Source organism: Flavobacterium sp. GW823-FHT04A11, from assembly GCF_058796535.1.
The window spans coordinates 1,112,092-1,133,306 of the sequence record NZ_CM179503.1 but is presented as its reverse complement, the minus strand read 5'-3'; the positions used below and the strand labels follow the sequence as shown (position 1 = coordinate 1,133,306).

Annotated in this window: 1 protein-coding gene; it reads left to right on the top strand. The window is 37.3% G+C overall.

The features are described 5' to 3' along the window. Positions 1-38 precede the first annotated feature (38 nt). Entirely contained in the window at positions 39-21,209 is a 21,171-nt protein-coding gene (locus AC3QL1_RS04925) for a T9SS type B sorting domain-containing protein (protein WP_492495606.1), read from the top strand. The last annotated feature ends 6 nt before the right edge of the window (positions 21,210-21,215 follow it).

Genomic DNA, 21,215 nt, shown 5'->3' with positions numbered 1-21,215 from the left:
CCTTAGAGAATAGAACAAAGCTTAATAAAGTCAAGACTATGAAAAAACCTACTATTTTAAAAATTGCATTATTACTGCTTTTATTTTTACAAGCTGATATAATGTCCTCTCAAAATTTAAAGCCTTTTGTCAGACAGTTTGATAAACAGCTGAAAGGAGATATTCTAGTTATTGGAAACAATATTCTTAACAGACGTGAAACCAGAAGTAATGGTACAGTTCTTACGAGTCCAAATACTGCGTATAACGGAACTGGTTTTAACGGTGATTTTGATATGCGCTATATCAATATTGATAATGGTGCCACTCCTGGTATTTTTAGCTCCAGTAGTGCAAATCTGACTGTACCTAATAATCTTGCACCTGCAGACCCATGTTACAGGGTTGCTTATGCTGCTTTATATTGGTCTGCAACTTTAAAAGGTACAAATAGGGCTAACATTGAAAAGGTAAAAATTAAAGTTCCTAATACGGCTAATAATAATTATCAGGATATAACCGGAACGGTTATACATGATATTACTACTTCTGCTGCGGGTATTAATCCTGACAATACTCAAGCTTATGCTTGTTTTGCTGATATTACAAGTTTGTTAAGTCCAACAAATCCTAACGGAACTTATACGGTTGCGAATGTAACTTCAAGTGAAGGATCTAACGGAGGAACTGGTTTGTCTGCCGGATGGTCACTTTTTATTGTATACGAAGATTCAAGTTTACCTTCAAAAGCAATTTCATCATTTAATGGTTTTACTGCCAGAGCACAAGGAGGAGGACCTAATAATACGGTTATTAATGGTTTTACAACTATTCCTACCGGTCCTGTTCAGGCGAGATTTGCTTTTGCTGCTCTTGAAGGGGATTACGGTTACAGAGGAGATTATCTTCAAATAAACGGTACAACTATTACACCGCCAACAAGACCAAGACAAAGTAATACGGATAACTTTTTTAATAGTTCGATCAACAGCTTAGGAACATCTTTTACAGACAGGGTTCCTAACAGTACAAATACATTAGGTTTTGATACCGGGGTTATTGATATTGACCCTTCGGCAAAAATTATTAAAAATAATGATACATCGGCTACCATAACTTTAGGTACAAACAGTGATATCTTTATTTATTATTTTACGGCATTTTCAGTTGATATTATCGCGCCAAAAGTTGTCCTGAAAAAAGCGGTAAAGGATATTAATAATAATGATGCCAGTAATAAGAACGTTACATTAGGTGAAGAATTAAGATACGAACTAAGTTTTAAAAATGAAGGAAATGATAATGCTACTTCATTTACGATAGTCGATCAATTACCGGTAAATACTACTTTTAATTTCCCAAGTGATATTATTTCGCTGCCAACAGGAATGACAATTCCAACAACTGCGGCAGGAAATCAATACGTAACTTATAATGCTACAACAAGAACAATAACATTTACAATTCCTAATTCGTATGTTTCTGTAATACCTACAAAAACACCTGAATCAACAATAAAATTCAGAGTTAAGGTAGTAGATGATTGTTCTAAACTGACAGACGCATGTTCTAATATTATTAGAAATAGTGCAGAGTCACATTATTTTGGGCAATTAGGAAGTACGACTACTGATTTTGGAGATAAAAGTTATTCTACAGTTGCGGGATGTAATCTTATTCCACAATCAACCAATTTCTTAGTAGGACTAGATGCCTGTAAAAACAGAAGACAGGAAATTTGTACTTCTAGTATGACTATTTCGGCTTCTGGAGGATATAAATCTTATTCTTGGTCCACAAATGCTTCAGGAACTCCGGTAATTGGAACAAACCAAACACTTTCAATAACACAACCGGGAACGTATTATGTTTATAATACAGCAAATCCTCCTTGTGTTGACTTACAAGAAACTATTACTGTAGTTGATGCTGGAGGTGTAAGAACAAATCCGGTAATTCCATATGCAGATAATAAAGAAGCTGATGGTACTATTATTGGTTGTGAAATTGATGGTAAACCATTACCTAAAATTTATTTGTGTGGAACAAATGATTCCAGACTGATCAATACCAATATCTCAGGAGCAACTATCGTTTGGGAGAAAACAACATGTGTTCGACCAACAGATTTATCTGAACGTTGTGCTGATGAAAGAACTTCATGTGCCTGGGTATCTGCAGGAGCAAACGGACCAACTTTTAATGCAAATGCTGCAGGATATTATAGAGTAACAATTAATTCAGGAGGCTGTATTAATACGTACTATTTTAATGTTTACAAAAGTGACGTTTCTGCTACAATATCTAAAAAAGATAAGTTGTGTTATAAAGCCGGTAATATTACGGTTCAGCAACTTACCGGATATGAGTACAGTTTAACAAATGTATCTGCTAATACTACCGGAGGATGGCAGGATAGTAATTCATTTGATATCTGGAACGCAGGTACTTATTATGTTAATTACAGACTTAAAAATGTAGCTTCTACATGTGTGTACAAAACACAACAAGTTATAATTAGCGATTTAAATATTAATGCTAAAGTTGAAAATCCGGATGAGCAACCTCTTTGTTTTGGATCTAGCGGAAGTATTACAGTAAGTGCTTCAGCAGGATTTTCTGCTTACTACTTCGTACTTTATGATGGAGCTACAATACTTAATCAGGTAGGACCATTAACAGACAGAGTTTACACTTTTTCTGCTGCTCCTGGAAAATACTATGAAGTTGAAGTTTACAGTGTAGACGCGGATGGTAAAAAAGACTGTACTGCGCGTGCAGGTAAATACATCAATAATCCTTCATCAGAGATTAAACCTGTTGCTACTACAATTACTCCTTTAACAGCATGTGGTGACGGAAAATATAGAATTAGCGCAACTGGTGGTACTGGTCCATACTCTTATTTTGTAGATGGGTCAACAACTGCTCAGGCTTATTCTGAAAATGATAATACAGAACAAAATAATATTATCATCGTTGCACCGGCAGCAAAAACATATACAATACGTGTTGTAGATTCAAAATTATGTGAAAGCACAATCACGTTTACAGTTCCTAGCCTTCCAAAACCAACTTATACAGTTTCTCACACTGATAGTGCTTGTTATAACAGTGGTGCTCAGATAACAGTTACTCTTGGTGCTGGCGGAGCAAACGGTTATACTATGGGTTATAGTATAAATGATGGAGGTACTTATCAGGCTAGTCCAATTTTCTCTAATTTACAACCAGGTACTTATAAGGTTAGAGTAAAATACAGCATTACTTATCCAGTACCTTATTGGCCAAATACAGAAACAAAAGAATGTATTGATCCTTCACAAACTGTAATTATTAGCGGACCAACTGCTGCATTAGTTGCATCTGGTGGTGTTGCTGAACTTGCTGGTTGTACACTTTCTCAACAAGGAGGTAAATTAAGAATTAATAATGCTCAGGGAGGAACTGCACCTTATCAATATAGTTTTGATGGTGGAGCTACATGGCAGGCATCTAATGAAAAAGATGTATTGCCAGGTCAGTATATTTTAAAAATTAAAGATTCAAAAGGTTGTGAATACACAATTCCTTATAATATTGTTCTGGATCCAAAACCGGCAGAACCAACTATTACAGTTGAAGATCCGGTATTTAATTGTAACGGAACGGCAACTAGTAAAGTAACGGTTTCAAATGGTACATCTGCCAATTATACTTATGAATATTATTTAGACGGTGTTGCTAACTCACCAGTTACTAATAACGTATTTTTAAATGTTCCATCAGGATCTCATACTGTTTCTGTTAAATATAATGTAAGCTCAGTTACAACTTATAGTAACTTATTACAAGAAGATTTTGGTAAAGGAGGTTATACAACAACTCCTGGAATTAGCCCGGTTTATTGTTTCGAGGATGAATCAACGCCTCACCCTGCAAGTTGGTCAACACTATGTGGAAGCATTGGTGACTACCAAATTAATGATGGTAAATATGCAGTAGCAAGTTCTATTAAAACTAATTTCGGGAATACCTGGATAGTTGCTAAAGATCATACTACGCCTGCTGACCCATTAGGAAGATTTTTATGTGTTAACATTGGAAGTTCAGCGGGAGTTGGGGGTATTATCTACAGTAAACCAATTAAAGATGTTATTGTAAATCAACCTGTAATTATTTCTTTATGGGCAGAAAATTTAATGAGAAGTACTACTGGCTCAAATTATTCTGACCCACAATTAACTATTCAATTAGTTAATAACTTAAACGGAGTAGGCGGAACAGAAACTATTGTTGCAACAACTGATACTGCAAATCCTTGGATTGTTCCAAGAAATGAAAAATGGGAATATAAAGAATTGTCTTTAAACCCTGGAGCTTATAATAATCTTAGTTTTGTTATTCGTTCTTATAACACTAATTTTAGCGGAAACGATTTACTTGTAGATGATATCTGGGTTCGTCAGATTCCAAAATCATGTATTGCTACAAAAGATTTCCCTATAGTTATTGATAGCAATAAGGCGTTCACAGCTTCAGTTACAGGGGTTAAAGACGTTACTTGTAACGGCGGAAACAATGGTGAAATCACTATTGCCGCTCAAAATTTTAAACTTCCTTACGGATTTGATTACTCATTAGACAATGGCGCTACGTGGATAAACTCTAAAGTTTCTCCTGTAACAGCTACTGGATTAACTAGTAAAACTTATAATATTCAGGTACGTTATGATGCTTCTGCTACAAGTTGTGTTGTACCATTAACACAAATAGTAAAAGCACCAACAGCGGTAACAATTACTGCTACAGTTACTAAACAGCCTACTTGTACTACCGGCGCAACGATAACAGCTGTTGCAGCAGGAGGAACACCGGCATACCAATATGAATTAAGACAATCAAATGGTACTACTGTAGTAACTGCTTTCCAAAGTTCAGGTGTTTTCACAAATGTTCCTGCGGGTACTTACACGGTAGTAACGCGTGATGCAAACTCTTGTTCTTCTCCGGCTTCGACTGTCGTTACGGTAACATCATCAGTTCCACCAACGGCAACATTGGCGGCAAGCTCAGATTTATGTTATGATACGGTTAATCAATCTACGCTTGTTGTTTCAGTAACTGGCGGAACAGGTGCTTTAACATATAGTTTAGATGGTCAGCCAGCTCAAACTTCGAATACATTTACAAATGTTGGACCTGGTACTCACAATATTGTGGTAACAGACAGCAACAGTTGTACTTCTTTAATCAATAATATCGTAATTGCACCTCAATTATTAGGGAATGCAACCATCTCAAAAACATTAGATTGTACAAGTGCATCACCAGATGCTACTATTACGGTAAATATTACTGGCGGAAACAGTGCATTTACTTATAAAGTGAAAAAAGGTGCCGGTGCATACGGATCAAGTAATCCTGTAACAGGAACTTCATTTATTTATTCAGCAAGCACTGCCGACACTTATACTTTTGAAATTACAGATTCTAAAGGTTGCGTTACCACTGTAACCGCAATTGTAAACCCAATCGTAAACCCAACGGTTACTGCAACAAAAGTTGATGCTACTTGTAATGGTGCTTCTACTGGATCAGTACAATTAGTTGGTGCGGGAGGATCAGGAGGATATACTTATTTATTCTATAATAGTACAGTTACACCAGCTCCTACAGCATTTATTGCTCAATCTAATTATACAGGATTGGCTGCCGGAACTTACTCTTATCAGGTAATGGATAGCAAAGGCTGTAAATCTGCAGTTGGAACTGTAACAATTAGCCAGCCAACGACTTTAACAGCTACAGCTACTGCAACTACATTTACATGTAACACATCAAATGTAAAACAAGCAGCTGTTGTTACAATTGCAGTTCCAACAACTGGAACAGCTCCTTATCAATATAGTTTTGACGGAGGAACAACTTTTACAAGTACTCGTACTTTATCTGTAACAGATAATGGTACTAATCAAACGATCTCTTATGTTGTTAAAGATGCTCTGGGTTGTACAACTCCGGTTCAAACAATTACAATTAACAGATTAAATCCTCCAACAAACATTACATTTAGCTCAGCTGCAGTTACTTGTACAGCAACTACAACTACTGTGACAGCAGTAGCTACAAACGGAGTTGCTCCAGTTACTTATTCTATTACATCTCCTACTGCTTCTGTTGCATCAAATACAACAGGTATCTTTACAGGATTAGCTTCTGGTACTTATAATTTTAGAGCTACAGACGCTAACGGATGTTATTTTGATAAACCATATACTATTAATGCAGTTACACCAATTGCAATTGTAGGTAATAAAACAAATGATGCTTTCTGTAAAGGAGCTGCAACAGGAGCTGGAACTTATACAGTTTCTGGTACTGCTACTGTAGGTGGATATACCTTTACATTAACTGCAGGAACTTTAGGTTCAGGAACATTAACAAAATCAGGAAATACATTAACATTATCAAATGTTGCAGCCGGAACATATACTGTTCAGGTAACAGATAGTGCGACTGGTTGTTCTAATACAGCAAGTATTGTTATTGCTGAGCCTGCAAATGGATTAACATTTACTGCAACAGCAACAAACGTAAATTGTAATAATGATAATTCACAAATTACAGTTACTGCTACAGGTGGTACACCTAATTATACATATGCTGCTGTAAAATCCGGAGCTGCCGCTCCTACAGTATTTGCAGCAAGTAATGTAATTACAGTTGATACAAATTCAGCTGCAGATTTAGTTTGGGATGTTTATGTAAAAGATGTTAATAGCTGTATTACAAAAAATCCAATTACTATTGTTAATGATAATTTACCAAGCGTAACAGCTAGTACTAATAATCAATGTACAGGTTCAGGAAATGCATTTACTATAACTGCTGTTGGAACAGGATTGGCTCCATTAACTTATAGTATTGACGGAACAGCTTTCCAAACTTCAAATACATTTAATGTACCTGCTGGTACTTACACAGTTACTGTAAAAGATAAAAATGGATGTACAGCTACTGCTACACCATTAATTATTTATCCACAATTAACAGGTGTAGGTGCAGTTACAAAAGAATTAGATTGTACTCTTACTCCAAATGCAACTATTACAGTTACAATTAGCGGAGGAAAAGGACCATATACTTATACTTCTCAAAAAGGTGCCGGAGCAACAAGTGCTCCAAGTGCTTCTATTGCAGGGCCAACATTTACTTTCCCTGTAACTCCAACAAATGCTGATACTTATACATTTGTAATTACAGATGCTAATGGTTGTCAGGCAACTGCAGTAACTAAGGTAGATCCTATTTCTAACCCAACCGTTACGGCTACTCAAACAAATGCGAGCTGTAATGGAGCTGCAGATGGTTCAGTTACTTTAACAGGTGCTGGAGGATCAGGCGGGTTTACTTATAGCAACAATGCTACAACAGGATTTACTGTTAATCCGGTATTTACAGGATTGGCATCAGGTACTTATACTTTCTATGTAAAAGACAGTAAAGGATGTTCAGGATCTGTGGCTGTGACTATTACTCAGCCAACTACTTTAGCAGCAACAGTTGCTACAGTTCCATTTTCATGTAATACTGCTAATGGTAAAGTAGCCGGAACAGTTACAATTAATGTTACTGCAGGAACAGGTACTGCTCCATATCAATATAGTTTTAACGGAAGCGGATTCAGCTCAAATAATGTATTAACATTAAATGATAACGGAGCTGACCAAGCTTATACATACTCAGTTAGAGATGCAAAAGGCTGTCCGGTTACAGGTTCAGGAACTTTATTGAAACTAAACCCTCCGACAGACTTAACTTTTACTGCTCCGGCAGTTACTTGTACAGCGACAACAACTACAGTTGCATTAACAGCAACAAATGGTGTTGGAACTTTACAATACGAAACAATTGCTCCATCAGCAGTTATTATTGCTAAACAAACATCAAATACTTTTGCAAATCTTGCTCCGGGTTCTTATACTTTCAGGGTTACAGATGCAAATGGATGTTATTATACAGAACCATATATTGTAAGTCCGGTTACGCCAATTACAGTTGTTGGTAATAAAACAAATGATGCTCTTTGTAGAGGAGGTTCTACAGGTGCCGGTACTTATACAGTTTCAGGTAATGCTGTAGTAGGTGCTTACACCTTTACATTAACTGCAGGAACTTTAGGAACAGGAACTTTAACTAAATCTGGAAATACATTAACATTATCAAATGTTGCAGCCGGAACATATACTGTTCAGGTTACAGATACAGCAACAGGTTGTACTAATACAGCAAGTATCGTTATTGGTCAGCCAGCAGCTGATTTAGCAATTGGTACAGCTGTAGCTACTAATGTAAATTGTAATAACGATAATTCGCAAATTACGATTACTGCAACAGGAGGAACTCCAAACTATACTTACGCTTTCGCGAAAAGCCCATCAACAGTTCCAACATCAGCTTATGGAAGCAGTGCTATTGTAACAGTAGACACTAATTCAGGAGCAGATTTAGTTTGGGATGTTTATGTTAAAGACGCAAATGGCTGTACAACTAAATCGACAGTTACTGTTATTTTAGATGCAATGCCAGCTATTACGAATGTAACGGTTAACAATCAATGTACAGCTTCAGGAAGTACATTCACTATTACTGCAACTGCAACAGGATTAGCTCCGTTAACATATAGTATTGATGGAACATCTTTCCAGACAAGTAACACATTTACAGTTGCTGCAGGAACTTATACTGTTTCTGTTAAAGATAAAAACGGTTGTATTGCTTCGGCTCCAGCCGGAACAGTGGTTTATCCTCAATTAACAGCATTGGGTTCAGTTACAAAAGAATTAGATTGTACTGCGACTCCAGATGCAACAATTACTGTTACAATTGGCGGAGGAAAAGGACCATTTACTTATACAGTTCAAAAAGGTGCAGGTACACCAAGTGCTCCAAGCGCTTCTATAGCCGGACCTACATTTACATATCCGGTGACACCTGCAAACGCAGATACTTATACATTTGTAATTACAGATGCTAATGGCTGTACAAAATCTACAGCAGTAGTTGTTTCTCCAATTGCGAACCCAACAGTTACGGCTGTTCAAACAAATGCAAGCTGTAATGGAGCTGCAGATGGTTCAGTTACTTTAACAGGTGCTGGCGGATCTGGCGGATTTACTTATAGCAACAATGCAACAGCAGGATTTACAGTTAACCCTATCTTTACAGGATTAGCGGCAGGTTCTTATACTTTCTATGTAAAAGACAGTAAAAATTGTACAGGATCTGTGGCTGTAACAATTACACAGCCAGCTACTTTAGTAGCTACAGTTGCTACAGTTCCATTTTCATGTAATACTTCTAACGGTAAAGTTGCCGGAACAGTAACTATTAATGTTACTACAGGAACAGGTACTGCGCCTTACCAATATAGTTTTAACGGAAGCGGATTCAGTTCAAATAATGTATTAACATTAAATGATAATGGAGCTGATCAGCCATATACATACTCAGTTAGAGATGCAAAAGGCTGTCCGGTAACTGGTTCAGGAACTTTATTGAGACTAAACTCTCCAACAGACTTAACTTTTGCTGCTCCGGCAGTTACTTGTACAGCTACAACAACTACTGTAACATTAACAGCTACAAATGGTGTTGGAACTTTACAATACGAAACAATAGCGCCGTCTCCGGTAATTATTGCGAAACAAACATCTAATACTTTTGCAAATCTTGCACCGGGTACTTATATGTTTAAAGTTACAGATGCAAACGGATGTTACTATACAGAAGCATTTGTAGTTAATCCGGTTACACCAATTACTGTTTTGGCTAATAAATTAAGTGATGTATTATGTAACGGAGGTAACACAGGATCTATCAGATTAAATGTTGGTGGTTATGCTGGTACATACTCTTATACTGTTAATGGTGGAACTGCCGTAACAGGAGTTAGCACTGCAACTGTTACATTATCAAATTTAGTTGTAGGAAACTATGCAATTGTTGTTACTGACGAAGCAACAGGTTGTACAGCTCCTGTTTCAATTACAATTAATCAACCGGCAGCGCCTTTATCTGCAACATATGCAGCAGTAAATGGGAACTGTTCTGTTAGTACCTCGGCAGTGACTGTTACAGCAACTGGCGGAACACCATTATACAGATATTCATTTGTTCAGGATGGTGCTGCGGTAGGAACATATACGAATAGCAATAAAGCTAATCTTGATCCTGCGGTTAATTTAAACTGGGATGTTTATGTAATTGATGCTAATAATTGTACGTTTAAATTAGATATTACAATTTCTAAAGATCCGGTTCCAACTGTTACAGCTTCTGCGACAGGTCAATGTTTTGGAGTAGGAACTTATACTATTACTGCAACTCCGGGAGCAGGTTTAGTAGCACCTTTAACTTATAGTATTGATAATGGCGCTTCATATCAGGCGGGTAATACATTTGTAATTACTACACCTGGAAGTTATACTGTTAGAATTAAAGACGGTAACGGATGTACAGCAAACAGTAATGTTGTTATAGTTGATAATGCATTAACATTAAATGCTGTATTAGACAAAAACATTACATGTTCAGCTCCGGCAGCGGCTCAAATTACTTTGACTGCTAACGGTGGAAGTACGCCTTATACATACGAATATAAAGAAGCGGCGGGAGCATACACTGCTATGGCTTCTAATGTTTTCAATACATTAGCTCCTGGAAGTTATACTTTCAGAGTTACTGATGCTAACGGATGTAGTAATGTAACTACAACTCCAATTATTATAACTGCACCAGTTAACCCTGATATTACCTTAGTTACGCAAACAGCACTTATTTCTTGTAATGGAGATAGTACAGCTGCAATTGCAATAACTCTTGACAACACAAAAGGACTTGCACCATTTGTTTACACTGTTTTAAATACTACTACAGGAACAAATTACGGCACACAAACATCTGGTTTGGCAGCAGGTAACTATACAATTACAGTTACTGACGCAAAAGGATGTACAGATACATTCCCTATTGTAATTGCGCAACCAACTCCTATTGTTGTTAGTCGTACAGTTACTCCGATTACTTGTACCACAGGAGGAGTTTCTTTAGGATCAATCACAATTAATTCTGTAAGCGGTGGAACTCCAAATTATATCTACCATGTAACAGGAGTTAACGGTTATAACAAACAAATTTCAAATCAAACAGGAGCTACCGCTGTGTTTGAAGTAGTTGATTTTGGTTTATACCAAATCATTGTTACTGATGCAAATGGTTGTACTAATATTGAGCAAAATGTATTAGTTGCTTCTCCACCGGATGATTTAGATATAAATGTGGTTTCACCACCGGCAGACTGTTCTACTGGAGGATCTGCTGTTGTATCTATTGGAACTTCTACATCAATTATTGGTAACGGACCATTCTATTTCGGTATTTATACCGGAGTTATTCCTGCATATCCTGCTGGAATCTGGTTACCAGAAGATGGTTTCCAAAGTAAGAAAACAACATTTACTAACTTATTACCAGGTGTAACTTATACTTTCGTTGTATACGATAGTGATGTAGCACATGGCGGAACAGGAACAGGATGTTATTACTATGAAACAGCAACAACACCTATTCCAACAAATTCAACTTTAACAACTAATGCGCTGATAGCGAATAATATTACTTGTAAAGGAAGTGCTAATGGTAATGTAACTTTTACAATTGCAAGTACTTATCCAGCTGCAACGCCTATTAGTTATGAGATATTTAATTCACAGTCATTAGTAACAACTGGAATTACAGGTACTGGTACAGTTCCTGCAAACGGAATACTTACTCTTTCTAATATCGGACCATTACCATTTGGTAATTACTTCGTTCTGGTAAAAGAAACAGCAGGTGCTACAAATGCTGGATGTAGTGTTGCAACCGTACCATTTAATATTACTGAATCAGCAATTGATTTATCAATTACAGCTTCAGTTTCTAAAAATGCAAATTGTAACCCTAACTCAGGAGTTATTACTGCAATTGGTAAAGACGGTACAGCTCCTTACACATATCAATTATTATTGGCTACAGATCCGGCTCCAACAGCAGCAACTGCTGGCTGGGCAAGTACAAATACATTTAACAGAGATGCAGGAAGCTATATCGCTTATGTAAAAGATGCTTATGGTTGTATTAAACCAGCTTCTGTAATATTAAATAAAGATGCTGACCCAACAATTACAGCACCTGCAGCAATTTGTTATGCTGGTACTTCTTTCACAATTGCAATTTCAGGAACTGTTGATCCTGCAATTGTAGGTGACGCTACTTATAGCGTTAACGGAAGCACTTTCCAAACAAGTCCTAACTTTACATTTAATGCTCCTGGTGTTTATACTTTAGTAATTAAAGATGGTAATGGTTGTACAGCAACTACTACTTATGAAGTTAAGCCACAATTATTCTTAACTGCAGCATTAACAAAAGAGTTAGATTGTACAGCTACGCCAAATGCAACAATTACATTGACTGCTACGGGTGGATATAACACAACTTACACTTATGAATATTCTGTAAATGGTGGTGGTTATACAACAATGCCTTCTAATGTTCTTTCAACTAGTGTTTTAGGAAATTATACTTTCAGAGTAAATGATGCTAAATTGCCAACAGCATGTCAGGCAACAGCAACGCTTACTTTAGATCCAATACCGGCTACTGTTTTCACAACAGCACAAACAAATGTTAGCTGTTTTGGCGGTACAGACGGAACTATTACTGTAAATGTTACTTCAGGAGTTGGTCCTTACGAATATCAATTAGGTGCCGGAGCTTTCCAAACATCTAATGTGTTTACAGGATTAGCTGCAGGAAATTCATATATCATTACAGTTAGAGATGCTAAATCTTGTGTTTATCCAAGTACGGCAATAACTATTACACAGCCAGCGGCCTTAACAGCAACTTCAGTAATAACAGCTCCTTTAGTTTGTACTACAGGAAATGCTCCAACAAAAGCAATTGTTACTGTAACAGCTACTGATGGTACGGCTCCATATTTATACAGTTTTGATAACGGAGTGACTTACACTTCTACAAATACTTATGAAGTTTTTGCAGGTACAACTTTTGATGTTTTAGTTAAAGATGCTAAAGGATGTACGTTTACATTAACAAACGGAGTTAACATTCCAGCCTTGAATCCACCGACAAATATGGATATCACAGGAACGCCAATCTGGTGTGCACCTGCTGCGAACACGACAAGTACCGTTACAATCAGTAATGTAATAAACGGAGTAGGTACACTTCAATATGAGATTCTTTCTCCAATTGTAGTTGCTAAACAAACAACTGCAACATTTGCAGGATTAACACCGGATACTTATTTGTTCCAGGTTACAGATGCAAATGGCTGTACTTATCAGGAATCATATACAATAAGCCCGGTAACCAACATTACTGTTTCAGGTGCATTGGTAAGTAATGTAGTTTGTAACGGAGAAGCAAACGGTGCTGTGAAATTTACAGTTGCCAATTATGCGGGAGGTTATACAGCTGCATTAACAGCAGGAACAGGTACTTTGGCCCAAACAGGAAACACGGTAAATGTTACAGGATTAGTTCCTGGAACATACACGGTTCTTGTAACAGATGCTATAACAGGATGTACAGCAACAGCTTCGGTAGTTGTTACACAGCCTACAGTATTAAACCTTGCTTTGGTAAGCAATGTAAATGCAAATTGTAATTTTGGAGCTAAAGTTAGCGTATTGGCCAGCGGAGGAACACCAACATATAAATATCAATTTGTTGAGGATGGAGTTGCTCCAAATCCTTTAGATTATGACACAGTTGACAATGCTGTTTTAAATCCACTTACAAATACCCAATGGGATGTGTATGCAATAGATGCTAACGGATGTACTGCTAAATACGATCTTACAATTGCTACAGATTTACCACCGACAATTAATTCATCAGCTGGATTGTATTGTTATACAGGAGGTCCGGTTCCAATTACGATAACAGGAACTTATGTTGGTACCCCAACATACAGTATTGGTAACGGATACCAATCTAGCCCTAACTTTGTATTGAATGCGCCAGGAAACTACACATTCTCTATTAAAGATGGTAATGGTTGTGTGGTATCAAGTCCATATACTTTAAATCAGGAATTATTATTACAAGCTAGTTTAACACAAGACTTGACTTGTGCAGGATCAGCTACGATCACATTATTGGCAACACAAGGAACGAAAACTTATGCAGGATTCGAAGTTGACTTTAATGGAGGCGGATATGTTGCTGCAACATCACCTTACACAGCTACTGCTGCTGGAACTTATACATTCAAAGTAACAGACAGCCAAGGATGTCAGGCAGTTTCTATTCCGGTAATAGTAACCCCAACAACAACTCCAACAGCAACATTTACTCAAACAAACGTAAGCTGTATAGGAGGAAATGACGGAAGTATCATTGTTACTGCAGCAGATGGAATTTTACCATACCAATACAGTATCAACGGAGGAACTCCACAAAGTTCAAATATCTTTACAGGCTTAACAGCGGGAACGTATAACATTGTAGTACAGGATGCTAAACAATGTTCTTCAGTAACTGTAACCGCTACTATTACTGAGCCATTAGCTCTTGCAGCTACAGGTACGTTAACACAAAGCTTAACTTGTGGTACAGGAAATGCTACCCAGCCTGCTATTGTTACTATTACGGTAGATTCAACGACAGGTACATCTCCATATCAATATAGTTTCAATGGAGGAACCAATTACAGTTCAACCAATACGTTTACCACGTATAGTGCAGGAACAGTAACGGCGTATGTAAAAGATGCTAACAACTGTATCATTGCAGTACCGGTTGATGTTATTATTCCAGCCTTGAATCCACCGACAAATATGGATATCACAGGAACGCCAATCTGGTGTGCACCTGCTGCGAACACGACAAGTACCGTTACAATCAGTAATGTAATTAACGGAGTAGGTACACTTCAATATGAGATTCTTTCTCCTATTGTAGTTGCTAAACAAACAACTGCAACATTTGCAGGATTAACACCGGATACTTATTTGTTCCAGGTTACAGATGCAAATGGCTGTACTTATCAGGAATCATATACAATAAGCCCGGTAACCAACATTACTGTTTCAGGTGCATTGGTAAGTAATGTAGTTTGTAACGGAGAAGCTAACGGTGCTGTGAAATTTACAGTTGCCAATTATGCGGGAGGTTACACGGCTACCTTAACAGCAGGAACAGGTACTTTGGCCCAAGCAGGAAACACGGTAAATGTTACGGGATTAGTTCCTGGAACATACACGGTTCTTGTAACAGATGCTATAACAGGATGTACAGCAACAGCTTCGGTAGTTGTTACACAGCCAACAGTATTAAACCTTGCTTTGGTAAGCAATGTAAATGCAAATTGTAATTTTGGTGCAAAAGTTAGCGTATTGGCTAACGGAGGAACACCAACATATAAATACCAATTTGTTCAGGATGGAGTAACACCAAACGTATTGGATTACGATACGGTTGACAACGCTGTTTTAGATCCAACAGTAAATACTCAATGGGATGTTTATGCAATAGATGCTAACGGTTGTACAGTTAAATACGACCTTACAATTGGTACGGATGCCTTACCAACAATTAATTCATCAGCTGGATTGTATTGTTATACAGGAGGTCCGGTTCCAATTACGATAACAGGAACTTATGTTGGTACCCCAACATACAGTATTGGTAACGGATACCAATCTAGCCCTAACTTTGTATTGAATGCGCCAGGAAACTACACATTCTCTATTAAAGATGGTAATGGTTGTGTGGTATCAAGTCCATATACTTTAAATCAGGAATTATTATTACAAGCTAGTTTAACACAAGACTTGACTTGTGCAGGATCAGCTACGATCACATTATTGGCAACACAAGGAACGAAAACTTATGCAGGATTCGAAGTTGACTTTAATGGAGGCGGATATGTTGCTGCAACATCACCTTACACAGCTACTGCTGCTGGAACTTATACATTCAAAGTAACAGACAGCCAAGGATGTCAGGCAGTTTCTATTCCGGTAATAGTAACCCCAACAACAACTCCAACAGCAACATTTACTCAAACAAACGTAAGCTGTATAGGAGGAAATGACGGAAGTATCATTGTTACTGCAGCAGATGGAATTTTACCATACCAATACAGTATCAACGGAGGAACTCCACAAAGTTCAAATATCTTTACAGGCTTAACAGCGGGAACGTATAACATTGTAGTACAGGATGCTAAACAATGTTCTTCAGTAACTGTAACCGCTACTATTACTGAGCCATTAGCTCTTGCAGCTACAGGTACGTTAACACAAAGCTTAACTTGTGGTACAGGAAATGCTACCCAGCCTGCTATTGTTACTATTACGGTAGATTCAACAACAGGTACATCTCCATACCAATATAGTTTCAATGGAGGAACAAATTACAGTTCAACCAATACGTTTACCACGTATAGTGCAGGAACAGTAACGGCGTATGTAAAAGATGCTAACAACTGTATCATTGCAGTACCGGTTGATGTTATTATTCCAGCCTTGAACCCACCAACAATTAACACCGTGACAGGAACGCCAATCTGGTGTGCACCTGCTGCAAATACTACTAGTACTGTTACTGTAAATGTTTCAAACGGTGTTGGTACATTACATTATGAAATTCTTTCTCCTGCAAGCGCAGTTACAAATGTTTCAGGAGCAACCAGCGGTATATTCACCGGATTAAATGCAGGTACTTACTTATTCCAGGTAACTGATGCAAATGGTTGTAAAGATGATGCTTCTTATACTGTTGATCCATTAGTAAATATTACTATCGCTGGTCAGTTACTAAATGATGTAAGCTGTAATGGTGGTGCAAATGGTTCTGTGAAATTTGATGTAGATAATTTTGGAACAAGTTACACAGCTACTTTAATAGGTGGTCCAACAACTGGAACACTAACTCAAGTTGGAAAAGTGGTAACTTTAACAAACTTACCAATAGGTAATTATACAGTTGAAGTAGTAGATAATATTACAGGTTGTAGAGCTAGTGCTTCGGTTCAGGTTATTCAGCCAACTGTTTTAACATTGACTCAAACTAAAAATGTTAATGCAAATTGTAATTCAGGAGCTCAGGTAACTGTAACAGCTTCAGGAGGTACTCCGGATTATAAATATGCATTTGTTTTAGGAACTGGTACACCAACAGCAACAGATTATACAAATAGCAATAGTGCTGTTTTAGATCCTGTACTTGGATTAAACTGGAGAGCTTATGTAATCGATTCTAAAAATTGTGAAACATTTATTCCAATTACGATTGCATTAGATCCATTGCCAACTGGTGTAACGGCAAACGTTGCAAGTCAGTGTCCATCAGCTACAGGTGAGTATACATTCACAGTTAATGTTACTTCTGGTGTTGCGCCTTACGAATACAGTATTGGAAACGGCTTCCAGGCAAGTCCAACATTTACTGTAAATGCCGCAGGTACTTATGATGTAACGGTTAGAGATGCTAATGCTTGTACAACAACTGTAACTGCTGCGGTAACTATTTCTCCGGCTTTACAACTTGATGCTACAATTACAGCATTGCCAGGATGTGTTGTTACTAATAATGGTATTATCACAGCAACTGCAACAGGAGGTTCAGCAACTGCAAATTACAGATATACACTAGATGGCGGAGTTATTGTTACAACTACTCCTGCAGTATTCAATAATGTTACTCCGGGTACACACGTAGTTAGAGTGAGAGACGTTGTTACAGGTTGTGCTGTTGTAGTTAATGTTGTTGTAGCACCTGCTACAGATATTACAGGACTTGCATTAACGCCGGTACATGTAACTTGTAGAGGTGGAAACAATGGTTCAATCACAGCAAGTTTAGCCCCAAGTTCACCAGGTGTTAATGATAACCCAGTTTATGTTTATAGATTAACAGGAACTAATGCTCTTGGAGCTGCAATTAGCAGACCAAACCAACCGAGCCCTGTTTTTGAAAACCTTGAAGCTGGAGATTATACTGTAACGGTAACTTCAGGAAGAGGATGTGAAGATTCTGAAGATGTTAGAATCAATCAATTTAATTTAATAGCAGTAGGTGCTCCGGTACTTGTACAATATGGTTGTGCAACAGGAACAAATACTTCTAAATATGCTACTGTAACAGTTGGTACTGTGACAGGTGGATCTGGAACTTACAACAACTATGAATTCTTCAGAGATGGAGTTTCAGTTCAAAATGGTCCTCAAACTGTATATACAGAAACAGATTACTTAGGAGGAAACTACTCTGTAATAGTTCGCGATGATGCAGGATGTTCAGGTGCAAGCGTAGGAACAGTGAGAGTTAATCCATTTATCAGTTTAGATGAAATAAACGTTTCAAAAGTTGCTATTACTTGTATTTCAAGTGAAGAAATCACAGTTTCTGTTACAAGCACAGGAGGAACACCGGCATTATTAAATTATACTGTTGCTGGTACTGATAATGTTTATAATCAAACGAAAACGAATGGTAACTTCACAGGTTTAGGAATAGGAAGTTATATCATCACGGTTACAAATCCTGCAACAGGATGTAGCATACAAAAAGCACACTATGTGGCAGACCCTAATACATTCGAGATTAAAGCTAATCCAATTGTACAAGAAGTTTGTTTTGGTGATAATAATGGAAGTGTTGAATTAACTTTCGTTGATAATCAACTTAATCCAACCGATGAAGCAGGACCATTCACATATACAATTACTGGTCCGGTTCCAAGTAATGGAACTACGACTACGGCAGGTCCGATTACAATTTCGAACCTTATAGCAGGAGAATATACTGTAGTAGCCAAATTGGTAAATAGTCCAGAATGTACTGTTTCGACAGTATTCACAATTAGTCAGCCTGCTGCTAAATTAGAAGTAACAACAACAAAATCTAACATTACTTGTGTAACGGGTAATAATGATGGAGTTATTTATGCTTCTGCAAAAGGTGGATGGGATGAAGATTACCAATACCAATTGGTATTAAACGGAACTGTTTTAGTAGATTATTCTGCTCAATTCGAATTCCCTAATTTATCAGCTGGTACTTATACAGTTAATGTTAAAGATGGAAAAGGATGTCCGGCTTCTGCACAGGAAATACTGGTTGTTCCGGCTCCAATAACATTTACCGCAACAGCAGATGCAAACGTATTGTCTTGTTATGGTGATAAAAATGGTGTAATTAGAGTTTCTCCTCCAACAGGTGGCGAAGGAAGTAATTACCTATATACTTTAACAGTAGTTTCAAACAATCCTGTTACAACTGTTGGACCACAAATTGATCCTGTTTTTGACGGATTAGGAGCAGGAAGATATACAGTAACTGTAACTGATGGATTTAGCTGTACGGCTACTTCATCTGCAGAAATTGTAATTACTGAACCAACGTTAATTAAACCGGTATTAGTTAAGTCAAGAAATCAAACTTGTCTGACACAAACAGAGCTTACATTGAGCGCAACTGGAGGAACAGGTACTTATCAATATAGTGCAACAGAAGATTTTGCAACGGTATTAGGAACATTCACAACATCAATTTCATTCGATGTTCCTGTAGGTACTTATAGCTATTTCGTAAGAGATGCTAACGGATGTAAATCTTTTGTAACTGCACCGGTTGAAATTCAGCCTCTTGAACCTTTAACAATTACAGTAGATGTTTCTGCCGCAGTAGTTAAATGTCAAGGAGATGCATCAGCAACAATATTTGCTGAAGCGACAGGTGGTTTAGGTGATTATGTTTATACATTGCTTAATGCAGCAAATAATAGTGTAGTTCGTCCAGCTCAGTCAAACGGAACATTTGCAAACTTGCCAATAGGTAACTATATAGTTTCTGTTGTTAGTCATGATTGTTCTAATGCAAGCCCGGCAATTTCAATTACTGAACCGCCAGCTCCTTTAGCAGCAACGCCAACCAAAACAGACGTTACTTGTTTCGGAGCCAACAATGGTAAAATTGAGATTAACGCTACAGGTGGTACTGGAACTATTCAATATGCAATTTCACCAGATTTAGATAAATTCGATTCTAAATTTATATTTGAGAATTTAGCTCCTGGTGATTACAGAATCGTTGTAAAAGATGATAATGGATGTAGCGAAATAATTGATGTAACAATTGAAAACGGTAACTTACTATATGCGACTTTAGATGCAACATCTATTCAGCCAGAATTATGCGCAGGTGAACTTAACGCTTCATTCAGAGTAGATATATTTGGTGGTAAAGCTCCTTATTTTGTACGTATCGATAATGAAACTGCTTTTGTTCCGGCAAACGGCCCAGGTGGTGCACATCATATCTTTAGCGGATTAAAAGGCGGTGATCATACAGTTTATGTTACAGATAGTTATGGTTGTGGACCAATGGAACTTCCGGTTTCAACTCCTAAACCAGTTACAATTAATCCTGTTGCTGCTGAAACAATATATGGTTGTGAAACAAATACAACAACAGTTGAGTTTGATAACAGCAATAACATTGCAGATCTGGATTTCTCTCTTGATAATACAGGAGTAATTAATCCTGATGGTCCAATCTTTAAAGATTTAACGCCTGGTCCTCACAGTATTTTAGTGAGACATACAAATGGATGTGAACAAAGAACAGACGTTTTCGTAATCGAAGGATTTGACAAACTAACCCTTGCAGATATTACTGTAAGCAGTAAAGCAGATGTTAATATAATCAGAGTACAAGCTGCGGGAGGTAAAAAAGACTATGTTTACAGTTTTAATAAAATGCCATTTGATGAAGCTAATAAAGCACCATTTACATCATCTAATGAATTCAGAATTTACGAAACAGCTATTTACAGAGTATTTGTTAGAGATGAAAACGGTTGTGAGGAATATATAGATATAGAAGGTAAATTCATCGATTTCTGTATGCCAAATTACTTTACACCAAACGGTGACGGCAGATACGACGAAATTGGACCAGATTGTGGTGCATTAGCTTACAAAGATTTAACATTCGATATCTTTGACAGATACGGTAGAGTAGTAGCGAAATACAAAGTAGGTCAAAAATGGGATGGTAAATACAACGGAGCAGAATTGCCAACAGGAGATTACTGGTATGTTCTTAAACTAAATGACGAGAAAGATGATAGAGAGTTTGTTGGACATTTCACATTATACAGATAACAAAAT